Source organism: Thiorhodococcus drewsii AZ1 (genome assembly GCF_000224065.1).
In the GTDB taxonomy this organism is placed as follows: domain Bacteria; phylum Pseudomonadota; class Gammaproteobacteria; order Chromatiales; family Chromatiaceae; genus Imhoffiella; species Imhoffiella drewsii.
This window is the reverse complement of sequence record NZ_AFWT01000010.1, coordinates 129,666-150,408: the sequence shown is the minus strand read 5'-3', so window position 1 is coordinate 150,408 and position 20,743 is coordinate 129,666. Positions and strand designations below refer to the sequence as shown.

Here is a 20,743-nt window from a genome sequence, read left to right as displayed (position 1 = left end):
GAATCTATATCGTTATCGGTTACCTATCACTGAAGGTATCACTGTCGGTCGTGTGGCGGGTAACCCGAGCGGCCGCTTGAACCCTTGGAACTCAGGTCGTCACGATCACACGCACGGCATCGAGGCGTAGATGGGTTTTGGTGAGATAGCCTTCCAGTCGCTCGCGCCGGGCATGCAACCGTTCGATCTCATCGGAACGCACGTTGGGATTGACCTCGGCGAGCGCCGTCAGTCGATCCAGTTCCTCGCCGAGCAGGGCACGCATGCGTACCATGGCCTCGGACTCCAGACGGGCGACCTCGGCCTTCGCCAGCGACTCTCCGCGTTCCAGCATGGCCGCGAGACGCGGGACCTGCGATTTGATCACCGAGCGCGCCAGCTTGTAATTGCGGGTCAGACAGTCGCCGCGCAGATCGGCATGCTCGATCTCGCCGGCCAGATCGCGACCCTCGACATCGAGCAGCAGATGCAACAGGGTCGGCGGCAGGAAACGCCCCACCAGCAGCTCGGGCGGCGCCGGACACTCGGCGACATAGAGCATCTCCAGCAGCAGGGTCGCCCGCTTGAACTGGCTGCTGCGCAAGAGGGTCACGGACGAGGTCCCCAGATCGGAGGCCGTCAGCAACTCCATCGCATCGCGCACCATGGGATGCTCCCAGGTCAGAAATTCGCGGTCCTCGTGGGCCAATGCACCGGCACGGTCGAAGGTCGCAGTCAGCCCATCCTCGGGCAGCCTGGGAAAGGTCTCGTGCAGCATCTGCGGACCCGGACGCAGCACCACCGAACCACCGGTGCCGGGCTCGTACTCGACGCCGAAGTTATCCCAGAAACGCATCATGTAGTCGGATGCCTCGCGGCTGGCGTCCAGCTCCTCGATGCGGTCCACCAGCGGCGCCGAGAGCTCGGGCCGATGCGAATGCAGCTCCAGCAACCGGTCGCGTCCGGCCGCGAGGTCGGCGTTGATGCGCATACTGAGGTCGCGCGTATCGGCGATGAGCGGTTCCACTCGGGCCGGATCCTCCAGGGCCTCCATCAGATCGTCGCGCACCTGTTCATAGACCGCCGTCGCCGCCGGACAGGTGGCATCGAACGCGCCCAGCCCCTCGGCATACCAGCGGAACAGCACCTCACCCGGAGTACCGGTGAGATAGGGCACGTGGATACGGATGGTCTCGGTCTGACCGATGCGGTCGAGCCGACCGATGCGCTGCTCCAGCAGATCCGGTACCAGGGGCAGATCGAAAAGAATCAGATGATGCGCAAACTGGAAGTTGCGTCCCTCGCTACCGATCTCGGAGCACAGCAGCAGCTGAGTGCCATCCTCGGCGGCGGCGAAATAGGCCGCCGCACGGTCGCGCTCCACGATCTCCATGTCCTCATGGAAGATCGCGGCGAACAGCCCTGCGCGTCGCAACAACGCCTCGCGCAGCTCCAGCACGGTGCGGGCATGGGCGCAGATCAACAGCACCTTGGCCGGACGCAACTCGCGCAGTGTCTCGATCAACCAGTCGATGCGCGGATCCTCGTCCAGCCAGGACTTGTCGGCCAAACGCTCTGGCGTCAGGAGCGCCCGGGCGTCGCCATCGAGCGCGCTGTAACAGGCGGGCAGCGGCAAGGGATAGGCATGCAGCTCGCGCCCCGGAAAACCGGGAATCGCGGCGCGGGTATTGCGGAACAGCACCCGTCCGGTCCCGTGGCGATCGAGCAGTCGGGCGAGGATCTCCTCGGTCCCGAGCCGGTCCGCATCCTCGATCAGCGAACCGAGCAGCGTCCGATCCGCATCCGACAGCGGCTCGCCGTCGAGCAGACGCGCTGCCAGATCTGCCAGCGGGGCATAGCCCTCCTCCTCGGCGAGGAAGGCGGCATAGTCGTGGAAACGCGCCGGGTCGAGCAGACGCAGACGTCCGAAGTGTCCGGCGCGCCCCAGCTGCTCCGGCGTTGCGGTCAACAGCAGCACGCCTGGCGTGCGCTCGGCCAACTCGGCGATGACCTGATAGCCGGGACTCGATTCGGTCTCCGACCAGGTCAGATGATGGGCTTCGTCCACCACCAGCAGATCCCAGTCGCCCTCGATCACCGTCTCGCGAGCCCGTCCGTGGGAGGCGATCAGATCCAGACTGCAGAGCACCTGCTGGTCGTCGAGGAAGGGATTGGCGTCCGGCATCGACTCGACCCGCTCCTGGTCGAACAGGGCGAAGCGCAGATTGAAACGCCGGCGCATCTCGACCAGCCACTGATGCAGCAGCGGCTCAGGGGTGACGATCAGCACCCGGCGCGCGGCGCCGGTCAACAGCATGCGATGCAGGATCAGGCCCGCCTCGATGGTCTTGCCGAGCCCCACCTCATCGGCCAGCAGCACCCGAGGCGCGTCGCGCCCCGCTACCTCGGCGGCGATTTGAAGCTGATGCGGGATGAGAGCGACGCGCGGTCCGAGCAGACCCTGAGTCGGCGAACCAGACTCGGCCATACGTTGCATCCAGGTGCGCAGCCGCAGGGTGAACCAGGTATCGCTATCGATGCGACCGGCCAGCAGACGCTGCTGCGGACGGTTGACGCGCATGCGATCGTCGAGCTGGGCCTCGGGAAGCTCGCGGTATCGCCCGCTTTGGTCCTCGCAGAGATAGGTAATGAGCCCCTCGTCGACACGGGTTCCGGTCACCCGCAGTTCATGTCCCTTATGATCGCGGATCCGCTCGCCCGCCCCAAGCTCCACCCGCGCCAACGGCGCCTCGCGCATCGCGTAAAGACGGGTCTCTCCGGTGGCGGGAAAGGCGATGCGCACACAGCGCCCATCGGTGGAAATGACGATACCAAGGCCCAGTTCGCCCTGGGTCTCACTCAGCCAGCGTTGGCCAGGAACGAAGTCAAGCATGCTACTCACAGATTCGAGCCGTTCAGAAAAGCGGCCTATCCTACACCGGCGGCCAATGAGACCCAACGGCTGTGCTACCGTTCTGCGATCGCATTCGAATCGCTGACGACGAGATCCACCATGGCGACCCAGTACCCACTGATCCTGGTCGATGCCTCCGGGTATCTGTTCCGGGCCTACCACGCGCTGCCCAAGCTCACCAACTCCAAAGGCGAGGCCACAGGCGCTCTGATCGGCGTGCTCAACATGCTGCGCAAGCTGATCGACGCACATCGTCCGGACTACATCGGCGTAATCTTCGACGCCGCCGGCAAGAACTTCCGCAACGACCTCTATCCAGACTACAAGGCGCACCGCCCGCCGATGCCGGAGGATCTGCGCGAGCAGATCCAGCCGCTTCAGGACATCATCCGCGCCATGGGCCTGCCGCTGCTGGTGATCCCCGAGGTCGAGGCCGACGACGTCATCGGCACCCTCGCCACCCAGGCCGCCGAACAGGGCATCCAGACCCTCATCTCGACCGGCGACAAGGACATGGCCCAGCTGGTCGGCGAGCGGGTCACCCTGGTCAATACCATGACCGACACCTGGCTCGACCCCGAGGGGGTACGCGAGAAGTTCGGCGTGCCGCCCGAGCGCATCGTCGACTATCTCAGTCTCATGGGCGACAGCGCCGACAACGTGCCAGGCGTGCCCAAATGCGGCCCCAAGACCGCCGCCAAATGGATCGGGGAGTACGGCGACCTGGACGGCGTGATCACCAACGCCGAGCGGATCAAAGGAAAGGTCGGCGAGAACCTGCGCTCGGTGCTGGATCAGCTCCAGCTCGCGCGCCAGCTCACCACCATCAAGCGCGACGTCCAGCTCGACCTGGGGCCGGCCGATCTCGCCCCGACCCCGCCCGATCGCGAGACCTTGCGCACCTGGTACGCGCGCATCGAATCGCGCCGTCTGCTCGCCAGCCTGGACGACGCGTCCGAAACGCCGGAGGCATCCGACACGCCCAGTCCGCAGGACACCGACTACGATCTAGTTCTAACCCAGGCGTCGTTCGACACCTGGATGAGCCGGCTGGAGGGGGCCGAACTCTTCGCCTTCGACACCGAGACCACCGCGCTCGACTACATGGTCGCCGAGCTGGTCGGGGTCTCCTTTGCGGTCGAGCCGGGACAGGCCGCCTACGTCCCGCTCGCCCACCGCTATCTCGGCGTCCCGGATCAACTCGATCGCGATGCCGTCCTGGCCCGCCTCAAGCCGCTACTCGAAGACCCTAACCGGCTCAAGGTCGGGCAGAACCTCAAATACGACATGAGCGTCCTGGCGCGCTACGACATCCGGATGCGCGGCGTCGCCCACGACACCATGCTGGAGAGCTACGTGCTCGACAGCATCGGTCGCCACGACATGGACACCCTGGCCAAAAAATACCTGAATCGAAACACCGTCCATTTCGAGGACATCGCCGGCAAGGGTGCCAAGCAGATCACCTTCGACCAGATCCCGCTCGAACCGGCCGGACACTATGCCGCCGAGGACGCCGACGTCACGCTGCGGCTGCATCAGACCCTCTGGCCCCAGCTGGAGGCCACACCATCGCTCGCCGAACTCTACCGCGACACCGAAATGCCGCTGGTCGAGATCCTCTCGCGGATCGAGCGCACCGGGGTGCGGATCGACCGCGACCTGCTCGCCCAACAGAGCCAGGAGCTCAGCCAGCGCATCGCGGCACTGGAGGCCGAGGCGCACGAGGTCGCCGGACGCCCATTCAATATGGGCTCGCCCAAACAGATCGGCGCCATCCTGTTCGACGAACAGGGCATCAAGCCCATCGCCAAGACGCCCAAGGGCGCGCCATCCACCTCCGAGGACGTGCTGGAGCAGCTCGCCGACCAGGGGCACGCCCTGCCCCGCCTCATCCTCCAGCATCGAGGGCTGTCCAAGCTCAAGTCGACCTACACCGACAAGCTGCCCCAGATGGTCAACGCCGAGACCGGACGGGTGCACACCTCCTACCATCAGGCGGTCGCCGCCACCGGGCGGCTCTCCTCCAGCGACCCCAACCTGCAGAACATTCCCATCCGCACCGAGGAGGGCCGGCGCATCCGCCACGCCTTCGTCGCCGAGCCGGGACACCGGCTGCTCGCCGCAGACTATTCGCAGATCGAGCTGCGCATCATGGCCCACCTCTCGGGCGACGAACGCCTGCTGGCCGCCTTTTCCCGCGGACAGGACATCCATCGCGCCACCGCCGCCGAGATCCTCGACCTCGACCCCGAGCAGGTCACCGGCGAACAGCGCCGCTCGGCCAAGGCGGTCAACTTCGGGCTCATCTACGGCATGTCGGCCTTCGGACTCGCCAAACAGCTCGGAATCACGCGCGGGGCCGCGCAGGAGTATGTGGACCGCTACTTCCAACGCTATCCGGGCGTCAAGGACTTCATGGAACGCACCCGCGCCAAGGCGCACGAGGACAAATACGTCGAAACCCTGTTCGGTCGCCGGCTCTATCTCCCCGAGATCAACCACAGCAACCAGAGCCGACGCGCCGCCGCCGAGCGTACCGCCATCAACGCCCCCATGCAGGGCACCGCCGCCGACATCATCAAGCGCGCCATGATCGCCGTGGACGACTGGATCCAGCGCGAGCGCCCGCCAGCGCGCATCATCATGCAGGTGCACGACGAACTGGTGCTCGAAATCGCCGAGGATGCCATCGAGGACAGCCGCCAGCCCATCCGCGCCGCCATGGAATCGGCCGCCCAACTCGCCGTCCCGCTGATCGTGGATATCGGCATCGGGGATAATTGGGAAGAAGCACACTAACGTAGTCGGGAACTTCCGCTATACTCTTGAATCATATAGTACGAGCGAGCTGGGATCTCCCATTCCCCCCCTGGTTGGAGATCCCGGAACCCGGCATCCCCAAGCCGGGCAATGTTCCCCCGAAGCCCCTACCCCCGGACTTCGGGGGTTTCTTTATTGTGCCGCGCGAACCGGGCCGTCATCCGAGCGAAGCAACGACGGCAGATCAAGAAGCCACCCGCCCCAATCTCCGCAACGCGGTCCCTGCCCAGGCGCTTCGCCTTGCCTCTCAGAGTGCCACCAAGGCACGCCCTCGAACGACGCTTGGACACCAAGCGCACCTGGATTTAAAAGCAGACATTTCCACCGAGAGGATTGGCGTATGGCCACAGAACACAGCTTCGTCGAATACGTCTGCGATCAACTGCAATCGGCCGGAGACGTCTCATTCCGCAAGATGTTCGGCGAATACGCCCTCTATCAGGCCGGCAAGGTCGTCGCCCTGATCTGCGACAACCAGCTGTTCATCAAGCCCACGACCGCCGGACGGGCGCTCCTGGAGGCACCCCAGGAAGCCCCGCCCTACCCCGGCGCCAAGCCGCACTTCCTGGCCACCGACCTGATCGACGACGCCGACGCACTGACCGAGCTGGTGCTTGCGACCAGCCGGGAACTGCCGGAGCCCAAGCCGAGGAAGCCGCGCAAAAAACGCACGACACGCTGATTCCACGCAGATCGATTCGTCCGCAATGCCGCACCCTACCGTTGAACTCTATCGCGAGATCCTCAGCGCGACGGCGATCGCGCTCACCTGTCTGGCCTTTCTGCCCTATCTGATGGGGATTCTGCGGGGCAGTGTGCGACCGCACGTCTTCTCCTGGATCGTCTGGGGATTGACGACGTCGGTGGTCTTTCTGGCGCAGATGGCGGCGGAGGGCGGGGTCGGCGCCTGGCCGATCGGGGTCTCGGGGCTCTTCACCCTGTCGATCGCGGTCCTGGCCTGGATAAGGCGAGCGGATGTCTCGATCAGTAGCGTAGACTGGGTCCTGTTCCTGGCTGCTCTGTCCTCGCTTCCGTTCTGGTATGCGACCTCGGATCCGCTGTGGGCGGTGGTGGTTCTGACCGGAGTCGACCTGCTCGGTTTCGGGCCGACGATCAGGAAGGCGTATCAAGCGCCTCGGAGCGAATCTATCCTATTCTTTATGTTGATGGCTGTGCGCAATGGGCTCGTCGTGCTGGCGTTGGAGCATCATTCAGTCACGACAGTTCTCTTTCCGGCGACCATCGGTCTGGCCTGTTTGGCGATCATCGGAATCCTATCGGTTCAGCGCCGAGCACTTGCTCAAACCGGGCATGGGTGACCCCTTCCAATGGACACTCGGGCCTTCCAAGCCGACGTGAAACACAGGCGGCTCGCGACATGACGCACGCGCAATTCTCCATTCGCTTCGATGGCTGGTACGAGTTTCTCTCGACGCTCCTGCTGCTGCCTCCATCGACATCCTATGTGTCCATAAGCCGCGATCTGGTCGAGGTGCGCATGGGTTGGGCCTTCAGCGCCCGCTTTCCAAGAACGGCGATCGCCTCGGTCGCGTCTCTGAACCGACCTCCCGTGAGCCGAGGGGTGCATGGCTTCGCCGGTCGCTGGCTGGTGAACGGTTCGGGCCGTGGCATCCTGACGCTCGATCTGAAACCCGCACAACGCGGCTATGTCATGGGATTTCCGGTGCGTCTACGCGAGTTGCAGGTGAGCCTGGAACGCCCCGAGGACGTATCGGCCATGCTGCTCAGCCGAGCCGACACCTGATCGAGACCCTCTTTCACCTCTCACCCGAACCGAGCCGCCGCCCATCCTCGGTCGACACTCGACGATGCCTTTCGAGAGACGGTATGGCTCTCAAGGTTGTCCGATTTTCAAAAGGACCAGCAACACGAGCGGCCATCGGATTCGTGAAAGGGATCACTTTCGTCAAGCGCGCGACGCCTTAATGCCGACGAAAGTGAAGGCGATCACACACACATCGTCACTGGAGGTCGATCATGGTGTTGATGGCCCCAACGCAGCAACGCTCTGCCTGATGACAGAGCCATCCTCCATCACTTCGCGCAGGACACTGTCATGGCACTCGTCAAGAAACCCTCCTCATCCACCTCTGGCACGACCAGCGAGGCCCGCTCGAATGCCGCAACCGCTCGTGAGGCCGAGGCGCAGCGCAAGCGGGCACGCACGCTTGCGAAGCAGCAGCAGGCCGCCGAGCGGGTAGCCGCAGCAACCGCCCAGCTGTCATCGGGGATCAACGAGGCCGCCTCGGCGGCAGAGGAACTCAAGCGTGCCGCCGACCAGATCGCAACCGGTGCGGAGGAAGCATCCGGCGCGGCTCAGGAGTCGCTGTCCGCCTTCAAGATGGTCGGCACCGCGCTCGAGCGTCAGCTCGACAGCTCCAAGAGCGCCCAGGTCAAGATCGAGGCATCACAGGGCCTGATCACCAAGGTCAGCAGTGACGTGGAGGGGATGATCATCAACGTGGGCGTGGCCGCGCAGCGCCAGACGGACTCGGTCAAAACGGTGGCGGAGCTGGAGCAGCAGGCGGCGAACATCGGGGACATCGTCAAGGCGGTCGCACGCATTGCCGATCAGACCAACCTGCTCGCCTTGAACGCAGCGATCGAGGCGGCGCGCGCCGGCAAGCATGGCAAGGGGTTTGCCGTGGTGGCGGACGAGGTTCGCACCCTGGCGGAAACCTCGGAGAAAAGCGCCAAGCAGATCCAGGATCTGGTCGGCCAGATCCAGACCGAGGTCAAGACCATCTCGCATGGAATCAACACCTCGGCGACCAAGGTCCAGAGCGATGTCGAAAACGGCAAGACCATCAATGTTCAGCTCGAACAGATCCGGAACGATGCAACCGAGGTGACCGTCGGTATCCAGGAGATCGCGAGCGGCGCCCAGCAGTCCAGCTCGGCCTCGCTCCAGGCGCTCAAGGGGACCGAGGAGATCGCGGCGGCGGCCGAGGAGCAATCGGCGGCGGCCGAGGAATCGGCCAAGACGGTGGCCGAGCAGACCCAGGCGCTGGCCGAGTGCGAACAGGCCGCGCAGAACCTTTCCGAACTGGCCGAGGAACTCAAGAACTCCACGGACATCAGCAAGAGCGCAGAGGAAGTCGCCTCGGCGGCCGAGGAGTTGTCCTCCGCCGTGCAGGAGATCAATCGCTCGTCCGAGCAGGTGATGGCGGCCATCGACCAGATCCGTAAAAGCGCCCAGATCCAGGCATCCTCCACCGAGGAGTCGGCCGCAGCGATCACGCAAATCGAAAAGGGCTTGGAGATCGCCTTGCAGCGGGCGCAGATTGCGAAGGAGAAGGTCAGCGCGATCAGCGGCCTGCTGACGACCAACAAGACCAGCGTCGAGGCGCTCATTGAGGGTGTTTCCGACTCGGTCGTTTCCTCGCGCTCCAGTCTCAAACAGATCAAGGATTTGGAACTGGTCTCGCGGCGGATCGACAAGATCGTCGACGCCATCACGACCGTCTCCATCCAGACCAACATGCTGGCCGTCAACGGTTCGATCGAGGCGGCGCGCGCCGGCGAGTTCGGCAAGGGCTTCGTGGTGGTGGCGACCGACATCCGCAATCTGGCCCACGACTCGGCCGAGAACGCCGATCGCATCAAGGATCTGGTGAAGGCGGTACAAGACCAGATCGGCGTCGTCGGACGCGATCTCGAAGAGATCATCTCGGCGGCCATCACCGAGGCCGAGAAGGCCAAATCGATCAACAGCGGTCTGGAAACCATCGAGAGCGACGTCGGCGAAGTCGCCAAGGGCACCGCTGAAATCGAGGCTGCGGCCAACGAGATCGCCTCCGCGATCGCCCAGATCAAAACCGGGGTCGACCAGATCTCCGCCGCCGCGCAGGAGGCGGAACAGGCATCGACCGAGGCCGCGACGGCAGCGAAGCAGCAATCTCAAGGTGCCGAGGAGCTGGCCGCAGCGATCGAGGAAATCGCCTCGCTCGCCGACGAACTGCAGAGCGCCTGAGATCCATCGCCCTTGCGCGGGAGACAGTCATGACCAATACAGAGGCCGAAACCTCGCGACCAGCGGCTGCGGTCGGCGTAGAGGATGCCATGACGGAGCAGGAAAGCGACGTCCGTCAGTTTGTGATCTTCGTCTGCGGCAGCGAGGTGTTCGCGGTCGACATGGCGCCGGTGCAGGAGATCATCCGGGTGCCGGAGGTCGTGCGGGTGCCGCTGGCGCCGCCGACCCTGGAGGGGCTGGCCAATCTGCGCGGCAAGGTGCTGCCCATCATCAGCCTGCGCCGTCTGTTCGGGTTCGAGGAGCGCGAGAATGACGACGCCACGCGCGCCTTGGTGATCGATCTTGGCCAGCCGTTGGGCTTCGTCGTCGACCGTGTCAGCAGCGTGATCGGGGTCGAGCCCTCGCGGATCGACGATGTGGACGCCTTGAAGGCAACGGTGAAGAGCGAGCTACTCTCGGGCATGCTCAAGAACGTGAGTGGTTTCCCGATGGTGATGGTGCTCGACTTCCAGCGCCTGATCGACACCGAGTTCGCGGCCATCGCCACGCTGGCCCGCACCAGCGCGGCGGCGCTGTCCGAAATCGCGTCCAATGACGGCGAGGAAGACGAAGACAACGTGGACGAGTTGCAGCTGGTCAGTTTCGAGGTCGCCGAGCAGGAATACGCCATCCCGATCGAGCACGTGCAGGAGATCGTGCAATTCCCCGATCAGGTAGTTCAGGTGCCACGCGCCGAGCCACACGTACTGGGGCTCATGACGCTGCGCAACCGCCTGTTGCCGCTGGTATCGTTGCGCTGTCTGTTCGGCTTACCGGTGCGCGCCGCAGACGAGCGCAGTCGTATTCTGGTGGTTCAGCTCAAGGATGTCGGGGTCGGACTGGTCATGGACTGCGTCAACGAGGTACTGCGGGTGCCCAAGTCGGCGGTCGATGCCATGCCAAAGCTGCTGGCGCGACACGATGATTTGTCGGACATTGGCGAGATCTGCCAGCTCGACGAGGGCAAGCGACTGGTGTCCATCATCTCGACCGAGAACCTGTTCCGCAATTCATCCATCCAGGAGGCGCTGACCAGCGTAGAGACGATGCGGGAGAAAACGGACCTGGACGCGGGCTTCGCGGGCGACGACGAGGACGACGACGAAGAGCAACTGGTGGTGTTCCGGCTCGACAAGGAGGAGTTCGGGGTGCCGATCGAGAGCGTACAGGAAATCGTGCGCGTCCCCGAGGAACTGACCCGTGTGCCCAAGGCGCCGAGCTTCGTCGAGGGCGTCATCAATCTGCGCGGATCGGTGCTTCCGGTCATCGACCAGCGTCGCCGGCTCGGCCTGCCCACGGTCGAGCACAACGACCGCCAGCGCATCATGGTGTTTCTGCTCGACGGGGTGCGCACCGGATTCATCGTCGATTCGGTGGCCGAGGTGCTCAAGATCCCGCGCGGCGCGATCGAGCCGGCACCGCAATTGTCGCCCGAGCAGGCGGAACTGATCGCGCGGGTCGCCAATCTTGAGCGCCAGAAGCGCATGATCCAGCTCATTGATCCATCGCGCCTGATCGCCAAGGAGCAGCGCGAGGATCTGGAAGCGCTAGGTAGCCCTCAGCCCTAGCCGTCAACGATCGAAACGGGACTGACCTTGATCAAGCTGCTGATCGTCGACGACTCGGCATTGATGCGCCGTCAGCTCAATGCCATCTTTCAGGCCGAGGGCGATTTCGAGATCCGGCTCGCGCGCAATGGCCACGAGGCGGTGGAGGGAAACGCCTCCTTCGCCCCGGATGTCATCACGCTCGACATCAACATGCCGGAAATGGACGGGCTCACCGCGCTGTCGCTGCTGATGGCGGAGCGTCCGGTTCCGGTCGTGATGGTGTCCTCGCTCACCGAAAAGGGCGCCATGGCGACCCTGGAGGCGCTCAATCTGGGCGCCGTGGACTTCATTACGAAGCCGGATGGCACCATCTCATTGTCGATGGTGCAGATCGAGTCCGAGGTCATCGCCAAGGTGCGCGCGGCAGCGCGCGCCCGGATTCGTACCTCGCGCGGGCTGGCGGCGCGCATCCGAGGCAATGTCCCGAGCCGCGCCGCCCAAGCCCCGCGGCCGGAACCCGAGCGCACCATCATCCGTCGCTCGGGCGTGCGTGGCGACGGGTTGGTGTTGATCGGGGTCTCGACCGGCGGACCACGGACCCTGGAGGATATCCTGCCCAAGCTGTCGGCGGATTTTCCCTGGCCGGTGCTGGTGGCCCAGCACATGCCGTCGAGCTTCACCCGGCCCTTCGCCGAGCGCATGGACACACTCTGTCAGCTCGCCGTCTCGGAGGTCAACCGTCCGACCCCGATCGAGCCGGGCAACATCTACATCGGCCGGGGCGGCGCGGACATGATGATCGCGCGACGCGGCGGAAGATTGACGACCCTGGTACGCCCTGAGGATCCCACCCATCTCTGGCATCCATCGGTCGAGCTGCTGGGACGCTCGGCCATCGAGCATTGCGATCCGACCAACGTCATCGCGGTGATGCTGACCGGAATGGGCCACGACGGCGCCGAGGCGTTCGCCGAGCTGAAACGTCTCGGCGCGCGTACCATCGCCGAGTCCGAGGAAAGCGCGGTGGTGTTCGGCATGCCTGCGGAACTCATCCAGCGCGGCGGGGCGAATCTGGTCATGCCCGCCGAACGGATCGCGGATCAGCTTCAGATCTGGGTCGAGCGATGAAACCGGCAACGTGCGCCGGACGCTCGACACAGGGATCACTCGGCGGAATGTCCGCCCATCCATGTGGAGGCACTGACCATGTCCAAGAAAGACCTCGACACCCACCTCGAACCCGACAACTGGTGGCTGATCGCACGCGCGCGCATCCGCAAGGCCGAGCGCGCGGCACCCGTTCGGACGCGCGCCGAGCCGCGCGGTGCGGCACGGCTCTGGCGCTCAGGTCAACCGACGGACCCCGGATTGGGATCGCCACAAGGCGTCCGTCGACGCTAGCCTCCGACGGAACCACACGGCGGCGGAACAGGCAGTCACGGATTTGGAGATCGACGGCATGGCACTGAAGAAATCCCAGCAGACACCGGCCGACGCCAAAGACGAACGTCATCTGCCCCGCGACCTATCGGGTCTGCTGACCGCGCTGAACGCTGCCGAACCGATGGCACGACGCTGGGCGGCCCGCGATCTGGCTGAACACCCGGAGGCCTCGGCGGCATTGGTCGAGCGGATGCGAATCGAGACCGAACCGAGCGTGACCCAGGTCATCCTCACCAGTCTGACGCGTCTCGGCGACGAGATCGCGGTCGCCGGACTGACCGACTGTCTGCGCAGCGAGGACGCCATGCTGCGCAACGCGGCCATCGAGGCGATGAAACAATTGCCAGACGAAGTGGCCCCGATCATGGGGCAATTGCTGGAGGATCCGGATCCGGACGTGCGCATCTTCGCGGTCGACGTGCTGGAGTCGCTGCGCCATCCGCGCGTCGAGGACTGGCTGATCCGGGTCATCGCCGAAGACCCCCATGTCAATGTCTGCGCCACGGCAGTCGACCTGCTCGGCGAGATCGGCTCGGAACGCGCGGCGGCGACCTTGCGGGCACTCAAGTCGCGCTTCGCCGACGAACCCTATATCCAATTCGCCGCCGATCTGGCGCTCAAACGCATCGGCGCAGACTGAGCCCCAAATGGCCGTGCAAAAATCGATTAGCGAAGAGGATTTCCGAACCTTCAGGGAGTTCTTCTATCGCAAGACCGGCATCCTCTTCGAGGACAGCAAACGCTATTTCGTAGATAAGCGTCTGCTGGACCGCATGAACGCCACGGGCAGCGAGACGTTTCGAGGCTACTTCACCATGATGCGCTTTCAGACATCGGGGGAAGAGTTGCAGACCCTCATCAATTCCATGACGGTCAACGAGACCTACTTCTTCCGCGAGGAGTATCAGTTCCGCTGCCTGGTCGACTCCGTGCTGGAGGAATTGGTCGAGCGGCGCGCCGACGACTCGTCGCCGATCCGGATCTGGTCCGTGCCTTCCGCGTCCGGCGAAGAGGCCTATGGGATCGCCATCTATCTGCTCGAATACTGGCCACGCATCGCGGATCTGGACGTCGAGATCATCTCCTCCGATATCGATACCGACATCCTCGCCCAGGCGCGACGCGGACGTTATGGCGAACGCTCGCTACAGCAGCTCCCGCTCAGTCTGCGCAACAAGTATTTCCATCGCGATGGCGACCACTATCGGGTCGACGACGTGCTGCGCGAGGCGGTGGACTTTACCCGGGCCAACGTCACCGATGCCGCCGAGATGCGCGGCTACCGAAACTTCGATGTCATCTTCTGCCGCAACTTGCTGATCTATTTCGACGATCTGTCGCGCAAGCAGACCGCAGAGTCCTTCTATGACGCACTCAATCCAGGCGGTTTCGTCTGTCTCGGTCATTCGGAGTCCATGAGCCGCATCTCCTCGCTGTTCCGGGTGCGCAAGTTCCCCGAAGCCATCGTGTATCAGAAACCTTGGGAGGCGCGATGAAACGGATCCTCGTGATCGACGATGCCGCGACGGTCCGGCTCTATCACCGTAGCATTCTGGAATCGGCCGGGTTCGAGGTGACCGAGGCGGTCAACGGACTGGAGGCGCTGGAGCGCGTGGCCGAGGCCCCATTCGATCTCTATCTGGTCGATGTCAACATGCCCAAGCTCGACGGCTACGGCTTCCTGCGCGAGTTGCGCGGCAAGAACCAGCTGCCTCAGGCACCGGCGATCATGGTCTCGACCGAGGCCGCAGCCAACGATCAGGCCCAGGCCTTTCTGAGCGGAGCCAACCTCTATCAGGTCAAGCCGGTCCGACCCGAGCGGCTGCTCTCGCACGTACAGACCCTGCTGGGAATGACGCCGACCGATGTGGGACGGCCATCATGAATCCATTGCTCGACCAATTTCTCACCGAGGGGCGCGACGTCCTTCAATCCATCGGCGAACGCCTGCTGCAGTTGGAAGACAGCCCGAACGACGCCGCACTCATGGATGAGCTGTTCCGTCTGGTCCATACCCTCAAGGGCAACAGCGGTCTCTTCGATCTGCCGGAAATGACCCGCGTTCTGCACGCCGCCGAGGACCTGATGGACGCCGCGCGCGATGGGCGCGTGCCCTTCGATCGCGCGCTGGCCGACCGGCTGCTGGAGGCGATGGACTTCGTTGCGACCCTGATCGACGAGATCGCCGAAGCACCCGACGACACACCACCCAGCACCGCCCGGCACGCTGGCGACGCGGTCAGGCTCGGCGAGGCACTGAGATCTCTGCTACAGGATGACTCGCCACCCTTGGACGCGGACGGCACTCAAGAGATCCCACAGGACGCACCGCCCGCCCTCTATCGAACGGACGCGGGACCGGATCTGAGCGCGCTGCCCGAGCAGACGCGCCAGGATCTGAGACAACGACTCGACGCAGGCGAATCGCTCTGCTGGCTAGGCTACGAACCCGAGGAGGAATGTTTCTTCAAGGGCGAGGACCCCTTCCATCAGATGCTCCAACTCGGCGCACCCCTGTGGCACCGCCTGGAGGCGCGCGAGGATTGGCCGGCGCTGGCCGAGTTGGACGCCTATCGCTGCGTGCTGCGCTTCGAGGCCATTGTCAGCGCCTCGCCCGAGAGACTCGCCGAGCATTTCCGCTACGTCCCGGATCAGGTCGATATTCTGCCGCTGTCGGCGCTCATGCAGACCGACACGCCCCAGGCCAGCGCGACGGCGATCGGCCCCGAGGCCGCCTGGTCGTTCGATCGAGTGCTGGCGGCGCAACGCGAGATCCTGGCGCTGTCCGATACGCCTCCCTGGCTCGATGGCCGGCTGCGTGCGGTGGCGGCGAGCCTGAGCGCGGCCTTCATCAGCGTGGACCGCGCGATCGAGGTCGAAACCCTGGAGCCGGCGCTAGCGTCGGCACTCGCCGCTCGCTCGCCAGCACCCTTGCTCGCCTGGCTCGATGCGCGGCAACCGCCGACCGAGATCGGCGAGGCGGCGGATATCGATGCCGGAGCACCAACCGACAGCAGCGGCGCCAAGGCTCCCGAAGCCGAGGCGGTCCGATTCGGCCGGCGCGCCGAGGACCATCTCACCAACCCGCGCACGCTCAAGGTCGACCAGGCCAAGATCGATCGATTGATGAATCTGATCGGTGAAATGGTCGTCGCCAAGAACGCCCTGCCCTACCTGGCCGGACGCGCCGAGGATGTCTTCGGGGTGCGCGAGCTGGCGCGCGAGATCAAGACGCAATACGCGGTCATCAACCGTATTGCCGAGGAGATGCAGGACGCTATCATGCAGGTGCGCATGATGCCGGTGTCGTTCGTGTTCCAGCGTTTCCCGCGTCTGGTACGCGACATCGCACACAAGCTCGGCAAGGAGGTGCGGCTGGTGATGGAGGGCGAGTCGACCGAGGCCGACAAGAACATCATCGAGGCGCTGGCGGACCCACTGGTCCACATCGTGCGCAATAGCCTCGACCACGGCCTGGAGATGCCCGAGGAGCGCCGCGCGGCCGGCAAGCCGAGCGAAGGACGCCTGAACATCAGCGCGCGCCAGGAATCCGACCGGGTGCTGATCGAGATCGCCGATGACGGACGCGGCATCGACCCGAACCGAATACGCCGCAAGGCCTATGAGCGCGGCCTGATCGACGAGACCGCGTTGGAACGTCTGAGCGACCAGGAGGCGATCAACCTGGTGTTCGCCGCCGGCTTCTCGACCGCCGAGCAGGTCACCGACCTGTCCGGACGCGGGGTCGGCATGGACGTGGTGCGCAATGCCATCGCGCGCGTGAACGGCGCTATCGACCTACGCAGCCAACTTGGCCAAGGCACCAGCCTGAGGCTCTCGCTGCCGCTCTCGATGGCGGTCACCAATGTCATGATCATCGAATCCGCCAAACAACGCTTTGGTGTGCCAATGGACTCGGTGGCCGAGACGGTGCGGGTCGCGCGCCATGACATCCGCACCATCAAGCACCGTCGAACCACAGTGCTGCGCGGGCGCCTGGTGCCGCTGCTGTCGCTCAACGAGCTGCTGGCACTGAACGCGGAGCAGATCCCCAACGACGACGACGAGTTCGCCGTGCTGGTGGTTCGGGTCGACCAGGAATATCTCGGGATCATCGTCGATGACTGTCGCGAGACGATCGACATCATCCTAAAACCGCTGGCCGGCTTCCTCGGCGGACTCAACGGCTACGCGGGCTCGGCACTGTTGGGGGACGGTTCCGTGCTCCTGGTGTTCAACCCGAGGGAGCTGCTCTGATGGCGCTCGAATTCAAAAAGACCACGGTGATTGCCAGCGATCTGCTCGGTGTCGAGGATGCCGAAATCCTGCTCGAATGGCTGATCAAGCATCCACGCGGGCGGATCAATCTCTCCGCCTGCACCCATCTACACGCCGCAAACCTCCAAGTGCTGATGGCGGCCAAGCCAAAGGTCTCGGCTTGGCCCAGGGACGGTGTGCTCGCCGACTGGCTGCGAGCGGCATTGACTCCATGAGGATGTATTCATGTCAAAGGTGATACTGGTCGTCGACGACTCAGCGACAATGGTGATGAGTCTCAAGGCCAGCCTGGAAATGGCGGGCTTCAAGGTAGAGACGGCTGGGGACGGCGTTCAGGCTATGACCAAGTTGAAAGGCGGGGTCAAGCCGGATCTCATCCTGACCGACATCAATATGCCGAACATGAACGGCATCGACTTCATCCGCAATGCTCGCACCCTTCCGGGCATGCGCTTCACACCCATCCTGGCGCTCACCACCGAGAGCCAGCAGGCCAAGCGCGACGAAGCCAAAAAGCTCGGCGCAACCGGATGGCTGGTCAAGCCGGTGGGCGGCGCGGACCTGATCAAGGTCATCAAGCAAGTGCTGCCCGGCGCCTGAGACCGCGATCCATGCCCATTCGCAAACAACGGCAGGCGATGATCGACGCGAGCCTAGAACAGGCCAGGGGCCTGCGCCGCACCATGGCCTTGCTGACCCTGATCGGCACCCTGGTGCTCACGACCCTGCTATACGTGAGTCACAACTGGCTCGACGCCAATGCGCACGCGTTCGGGCTGAACGCCGCCCAGGCCAATGCGATACTGGTGGGCGGCGCGCTGCTCGTGACGAATTTCGTCGCTGGGCTTGTCTTCTACCGCCTCAACATCCGCACCACGGGCGCCATGGATCAAACATGGGATGCCTGCAACGATAACCTGGACCAGGTCGAAGCCCTGCACCAAGCCAATAGCCAGGCACTGAAGCTGATGAGCGTACAGGACCAGGCCTTCGGCGAACGGCTCGACGAAGCAGTCGCCGAAACCGAAACCTCCACCCTCACCGTTATCGAGCGCACGACCCAGCTCAACAGCGCCGCGACGCGTCTGCTCGACTATCTACACAGCTCGACGCTCAATGCCGCAAGCATGGAAAACGATATCGAGAACCGGGTGGACGACATCGCTCAGATCGCGCTGTTCGTTCAGGATCTGCCGACAAAGATCAAGGCCGACATGTCGGCCATCCAAGCGGTACTCGACGACATCCGTCAACTCGAAGGACTGGCGACTTCCATCAAGCAGATCAGCAAGCAAACCAATCTGCTCGCACTGAACGCAGCGATCGAGGCCGCGCGCGCAGGCGAGGCCGGGCGCGGCTTCTCGGTGGTCGCGGGCGAGGTACGGAAACTCGCCACCCATGCAGCCGAGGCGGCGGACACCATCGAGGCCGGACTCGACCGGGCGCTCGGCGCGGTGGAGCGCAATCTGAAACTCTCACTGCTCGACGGCAGTGGCGGTCAACTCGAACAGGCCAGCAGCGCGGTCGAGTCGATCAAACGACTCAAGGACAACTACGAGGATATGCGTCAGTTCTATAAGACGCTCTTCTCGGTGGTCACGCATCACAACAGCGACCTCGCCTCCGAAATCTCCGAGATTCTGGGGCTGCTGCAATACCAGGATGTCGTCGGTCAGAGACTGGGGCGCCTGCACGCGGCACTGGACCAGCGCGCCGAACTGCTCTCTTCCGAAGACGTGAACCGCCCCACACTACCCGAGCACCTGCAAGGGATATTCGACGACTATCTGCGGAACGAATCCAGCCACGCCAGCCTCAGCCAGGATGTCGAGAGCACGGAGAGCGGACCACGCATCGAGCTGTTCTGATCCGACGGAGATCCATGTCGCTATCGGTTCGAAGACCCAGGACCCACAAACGAAACGACGCTATGCGGAGCGAATAGGGTCTAGAATGGCAGTGCGCCACCCGAGGAGATGCCGATGCATGGCGTTCCCTGCACGACGCGGACCCAGCATCCTCAAGTCGCGGGGGCACACTTCGAAACAGGGGTATCACAAGGAGCCACTTCGAACGATGACGACTCCACTGAAACAGCTATTGCGCGAGCACCGTACTGAACTGCTCGACGAGTGGCTGCAACGCGCCCAGACCATTTGGAGCGACGACGGCCATTCTGAGAACCTGCCTCACGAATGGACCTTGAAGCTGCGCGCGATCTTCGACGACATCGTCGCGGCGATCGACCAGACACCAACCGACACTTTCGAACTGAATCCCGAGAGTCCACTCGCGAACCACCTGACCCAGTTCGTCACCGCCCAGGCGCGCACCGGCAACAGCGCGAACCGGATCACCAGTCTGATACTGGCACTCAAAAACCTGCTGTCGAACCGGTTGGTCACCCAGTCGCATACGGACGCACTGATCGATCTGATCTGGCTGGAGCGGGTCTTCGACAGACTGACACTGCTGACCTTCAGCGCCTTCGTCGAGGTCCGCGAGCGTTTCATCGCCCAGCAGAGTCTGTCTCTGATGGAACTCTCGACACCGGTGCTGCGGTTGTGGAACCGCATCCTGATGATGCCGCTGATCGGCGTCATCGACACGGTCCGGGCGCGCGAGATCACCGAGCAATTGCTGGAGGCCATCGCCCGTCACGAAGCGCGCGTGACCATCCTCGACCTCACCGGCGTGCCCGTGATCGACACCGGTGTCGCCCAGCATCTGATGAAAACGATCGACGCCGCCCGACTGCTCGGCACCCGCGTCATCATGACCGGCATCAGCCCCGAGGGCGCCCAAACGCTCACCAAGCTGGGAGTCCATTTCAACGACGTCATCAGCCGCGCGACCTTGCGCGCCGGTATCGCCGAGGCGCTGTTGCTGATCGGCCAGCGGATCTCTCCCATTGAGGATCGGCGGCCATGAGGATCCCGATCCTGAATCTGGGACGCATCCTGCTGGTGTCGATCCAGGTCGATCTCACCGACAGCGACGCCATGGAGTTCCAGTCGGACCTGGTCAATCGCGTGGCAGAAATCGAGGCGCTTGGGGTCGCGATCGACATCACCGCACTGGACGTAGTCGACTCCTACATGGCGCGCGTCATCAACGACACGGCCTACATGGTGCGGCTGCTGGGCGCCGAGGCCGTCATCTGCGGCGTGCAACCGTTCGTCGCCATGACCCTGATCGAGATGGGCCGCGATCTGCTCGGCGCAAATTGTGCCTTCAACCTCGAACAGGGCATGGAGATCCTCCAGGAGCGCATCGCCAAACGAGGCGATGCGTATTTAGATGAGGACGAGAATGAGTGACGCCTTCTCTAGCACTCAAATCCCCGTCCTCTCCCCGGCCGACATCGTGACCGCACGCCGCGCCACCCGCGATCTGTGCGAGCGACTCGGCTTCGGCAAGGCAGACCAGACGCGCCTCGCCACCGCCGTCTCCGAACTCGCCCGCAATGTCATTCAGTACGCCTGCGAGGGGGTCTGCATCGTCGAGGACGCCTCCGACAACCGGACTCGGCGCATCCGGGTCCAGGTCGAGGACCGCGGCCCCGGAATCACGGACATCGCCCTCGCAATGACCGACGGCTACAGCACCAGCGGCGGGCTGGGCGCGGGCCTACCGGGAACGCGCCGTCTGGTCGACGATTTCCAGATCGAATCGGCACCGGGACGCACCCGGATCAGCATCACCCTACACAAGCCACTGTGA

19 protein-coding genes are annotated in these 20,743 nt (G+C 64.0%); 18 read left to right on the top strand and 1 reads right to left on the bottom strand.

From position 1 onward, the window contains the following. Nucleotides 1-91: 91 nt before the first annotated feature. Nucleotides 92-2,872, bottom strand: coding sequence for an RNA polymerase-associated protein RapA (gene rapA, locus THIDRDRAFT_RS09000; protein WP_007040521.1), 2,781 nt, complete (start codon nucleotides 2,870-2,872; stop codon nucleotides 92-94). A gap of 120 nt (nucleotides 2,873-2,992) precedes the next feature. Here rapA and polA point away from each other — a divergent pair, with 120 nt between their 5' ends. The 18 genes from polA (at nucleotide 2,993) to THIDRDRAFT_RS08910 (ending at nucleotide 20,743) form a co-directional block, all read left to right on the top strand. Then, nucleotides 2,993-5,695 carry a DNA polymerase I gene (polA, locus tag THIDRDRAFT_RS08995; RefSeq protein WP_007040520.1) on the top strand — a complete coding sequence of 901 codons (2,703 nt, stop codon included), beginning with the start codon at nucleotides 2,993-2,995 and terminating at the stop codon, nucleotides 5,693-5,695. Between the two features lie 361 nt (nucleotides 5,696-6,056). Continuing rightward, the gene (locus THIDRDRAFT_RS08990) at nucleotides 6,057-6,398 is read left to right on the top strand and encodes a TfoX/Sxy family protein (protein ID WP_007040519.1); all 342 of its coding nucleotides are present in this window, start codon (nucleotides 6,057-6,059) and stop codon (nucleotides 6,396-6,398) included. Nucleotides 6,399-6,423: 25 nt separating this feature from the next. Beyond that, nucleotides 6,424-7,035: a hypothetical protein gene (locus tag THIDRDRAFT_RS08985; RefSeq protein ID WP_007040518.1), complete on the top strand. Its 612-nt coding sequence runs from the start codon at nucleotides 6,424-6,426 to the stop codon at nucleotides 7,033-7,035. A gap of 59 nt (nucleotides 7,036-7,094) precedes the next feature. After that, nucleotides 7,095-7,481 carry a hypothetical protein gene (locus tag THIDRDRAFT_RS08980; RefSeq protein ID WP_007040517.1) on the top strand — a complete coding sequence of 129 codons (387 nt, stop codon included), beginning with the start codon at nucleotides 7,095-7,097 and terminating at the stop codon, nucleotides 7,479-7,481. 312 nt (nucleotides 7,482-7,793) lie between these two features. Further along, nucleotides 7,794-9,710, top strand: coding sequence for a methyl-accepting chemotaxis protein (locus tag THIDRDRAFT_RS08975; RefSeq protein WP_007040516.1), 1,917 nt, complete (start codon nucleotides 7,794-7,796; stop codon nucleotides 9,708-9,710). Nucleotides 9,711-9,739: 29 nt separating this feature from the next. Beyond that, a complete protein-coding gene (locus tag THIDRDRAFT_RS08970; RefSeq protein ID WP_007040515.1) occupies nucleotides 9,740-11,317 on the top strand; it encodes a chemotaxis protein CheW in 1,578 nt (525 codons plus the stop codon). A 27-nt stretch (nucleotides 11,318-11,344) separates the two neighbouring features. Then, nucleotides 11,345-12,427: a chemotaxis-specific protein-glutamate methyltransferase CheB gene (gene cheB / locus THIDRDRAFT_RS08965; RefSeq protein WP_007040514.1), complete on the top strand. Its 1,083-nt coding sequence runs from the start codon at nucleotides 11,345-11,347 to the stop codon at nucleotides 12,425-12,427. 78 nt (nucleotides 12,428-12,505) lie between these two features. Continuing rightward, the gene (locus tag THIDRDRAFT_RS08960; RefSeq protein WP_007040513.1) at nucleotides 12,506-12,700 is read left to right on the top strand and encodes a hypothetical protein; all 195 of its coding nucleotides are present in this window, start codon (nucleotides 12,506-12,508) and stop codon (nucleotides 12,698-12,700) included. Between the two features lie 58 nt (nucleotides 12,701-12,758). After that, complete coding sequence (locus THIDRDRAFT_RS08955; RefSeq protein ID WP_007040512.1) at nucleotides 12,759-13,382, top strand: HEAT repeat domain-containing protein; 624 nt, start codon at nucleotides 12,759-12,761, stop codon at nucleotides 13,380-13,382. Nucleotides 13,383-13,389: 7 nt separating this feature from the next. Next, complete coding sequence (locus THIDRDRAFT_RS08950; protein ID WP_007040511.1) at nucleotides 13,390-14,238, top strand: CheR family methyltransferase; 849 nt, start codon at nucleotides 13,390-13,392, stop codon at nucleotides 14,236-14,238. After that, a complete protein-coding gene (locus THIDRDRAFT_RS08945; RefSeq protein WP_007040510.1) occupies nucleotides 14,235-14,627 on the top strand; it encodes a response regulator in 393 nt (130 codons plus the stop codon). Before THIDRDRAFT_RS08950 ends, THIDRDRAFT_RS08945 begins: the two co-directional genes overlap by 4 nt. Next, nucleotides 14,624-16,999 carry a chemotaxis protein CheA gene (locus THIDRDRAFT_RS08940; protein ID WP_007040509.1) on the top strand — a complete coding sequence of 792 codons (2,376 nt, stop codon included), beginning with the start codon at nucleotides 14,624-14,626 and terminating at the stop codon, nucleotides 16,997-16,999. Before THIDRDRAFT_RS08945 ends, THIDRDRAFT_RS08940 begins: the two co-directional genes overlap by 4 nt. Beyond that, nucleotides 16,999-17,235, top strand: a complete 237-nt coding sequence (locus tag THIDRDRAFT_RS08935; protein WP_007040508.1) for a hypothetical protein — start codon at nucleotides 16,999-17,001, stop codon at nucleotides 17,233-17,235. Before THIDRDRAFT_RS08940 ends, THIDRDRAFT_RS08935 begins: the two co-directional genes overlap by 1 nt. Before the next feature lie 10 nt (nucleotides 17,236-17,245). Further along, nucleotides 17,246-17,620: a response regulator gene (locus THIDRDRAFT_RS08930; RefSeq protein ID WP_007040507.1), complete on the top strand. Its 375-nt coding sequence runs from the start codon at nucleotides 17,246-17,248 to the stop codon at nucleotides 17,618-17,620. Nucleotides 17,621-17,631: 11 nt separating this feature from the next. After that, complete coding sequence (locus THIDRDRAFT_RS08925) at nucleotides 17,632-18,888, top strand: methyl-accepting chemotaxis protein (protein WP_007040506.1); 1,257 nt, start codon at nucleotides 17,632-17,634, stop codon at nucleotides 18,886-18,888. Nucleotides 18,889-19,096: 208 nt separating this feature from the next. After that, nucleotides 19,097-19,951 carry an STAS domain-containing protein gene (locus THIDRDRAFT_RS08920; RefSeq protein ID WP_040844355.1) on the top strand — a complete coding sequence of 285 codons (855 nt, stop codon included), beginning with the start codon at nucleotides 19,097-19,099 and terminating at the stop codon, nucleotides 19,949-19,951. Continuing rightward, nucleotides 19,948-20,340 carry an STAS domain-containing protein gene (locus THIDRDRAFT_RS08915; protein ID WP_007040504.1) on the top strand — a complete coding sequence of 131 codons (393 nt, stop codon included), beginning with the start codon at nucleotides 19,948-19,950 and terminating at the stop codon, nucleotides 20,338-20,340. Before THIDRDRAFT_RS08920 ends, THIDRDRAFT_RS08915 begins: the two co-directional genes overlap by 4 nt. Beyond that, the gene (locus THIDRDRAFT_RS08910) at nucleotides 20,333-20,743 is read left to right on the top strand and encodes an anti-sigma regulatory factor (protein WP_007040503.1); all 411 of its coding nucleotides are present in this window, start codon (nucleotides 20,333-20,335) and stop codon (nucleotides 20,741-20,743) included. The genes THIDRDRAFT_RS08915 and THIDRDRAFT_RS08910 overlap by 8 nt, the downstream gene beginning before the upstream one ends.

Bases quoted from the DNA above. Each gene is read 5' to 3' on its own strand.
- rapA (WP_007040521.1), bottom strand. From the start codon at position 2,872: ATGCTTGACTTCGTTCCTGGCCAACGCTGGCTGAGTGAGACCCAGGGC.
- polA (WP_007040520.1), top strand. From the start codon at position 2,993: ATGGCGACCCAGTACCCACTGATCCTGGTCGATGCCTCCGGGTATCTG.
- THIDRDRAFT_RS08990 (WP_007040519.1), top strand. From the start codon at position 6,057: ATGGCCACAGAACACAGCTTCGTCGAATACGTCTGCGATCAACTGCAA.
- THIDRDRAFT_RS08985 (WP_007040518.1), top strand. From the start codon at position 6,424: ATGCCGCACCCTACCGTTGAACTCTATCGCGAGATCCTCAGCGCGACG.
- THIDRDRAFT_RS08980 (WP_007040517.1), top strand. From the start codon at position 7,095: ATGACGCACGCGCAATTCTCCATTCGCTTCGATGGCTGGTACGAGTTT.
- THIDRDRAFT_RS08975 (WP_007040516.1), top strand. From the start codon at position 7,794: ATGGCACTCGTCAAGAAACCCTCCTCATCCACCTCTGGCACGACCAGC.
- THIDRDRAFT_RS08970 (WP_007040515.1), top strand. From the start codon at position 9,740: ATGACCAATACAGAGGCCGAAACCTCGCGACCAGCGGCTGCGGTCGGC.
- THIDRDRAFT_RS08960 (WP_007040513.1), top strand. From the start codon at position 12,506: ATGTCCAAGAAAGACCTCGACACCCACCTCGAACCCGACAACTGGTGG.
- THIDRDRAFT_RS08955 (WP_007040512.1), top strand. From the start codon at position 12,759: ATGGCACTGAAGAAATCCCAGCAGACACCGGCCGACGCCAAAGACGAA.
- THIDRDRAFT_RS08950 (WP_007040511.1), top strand. From the start codon at position 13,390: ATGGCCGTGCAAAAATCGATTAGCGAAGAGGATTTCCGAACCTTCAGG.
- THIDRDRAFT_RS08945 (WP_007040510.1), top strand. From the start codon at position 14,235: ATGAAACGGATCCTCGTGATCGACGATGCCGCGACGGTCCGGCTCTAT.
- THIDRDRAFT_RS08940 (WP_007040509.1), top strand. From the start codon at position 14,624: ATGAATCCATTGCTCGACCAATTTCTCACCGAGGGGCGCGACGTCCTT.
- THIDRDRAFT_RS08935 (WP_007040508.1), top strand. From the start codon at position 16,999: ATGGCGCTCGAATTCAAAAAGACCACGGTGATTGCCAGCGATCTGCTC.
- THIDRDRAFT_RS08930 (WP_007040507.1), top strand. From the start codon at position 17,246: ATGTCAAAGGTGATACTGGTCGTCGACGACTCAGCGACAATGGTGATG.
- THIDRDRAFT_RS08925 (WP_007040506.1), top strand. From the start codon at position 17,632: ATGCCCATTCGCAAACAACGGCAGGCGATGATCGACGCGAGCCTAGAA.
- THIDRDRAFT_RS08920 (WP_040844355.1), top strand. From the start codon at position 19,097: ATGACGACTCCACTGAAACAGCTATTGCGCGAGCACCGTACTGAACTG.
- THIDRDRAFT_RS08915 (WP_007040504.1), top strand. From the start codon at position 19,948: ATGAGGATCCCGATCCTGAATCTGGGACGCATCCTGCTGGTGTCGATC.
- THIDRDRAFT_RS08910 (WP_007040503.1), top strand. From the start codon at position 20,333: ATGAGTGACGCCTTCTCTAGCACTCAAATCCCCGTCCTCTCCCCGGCC.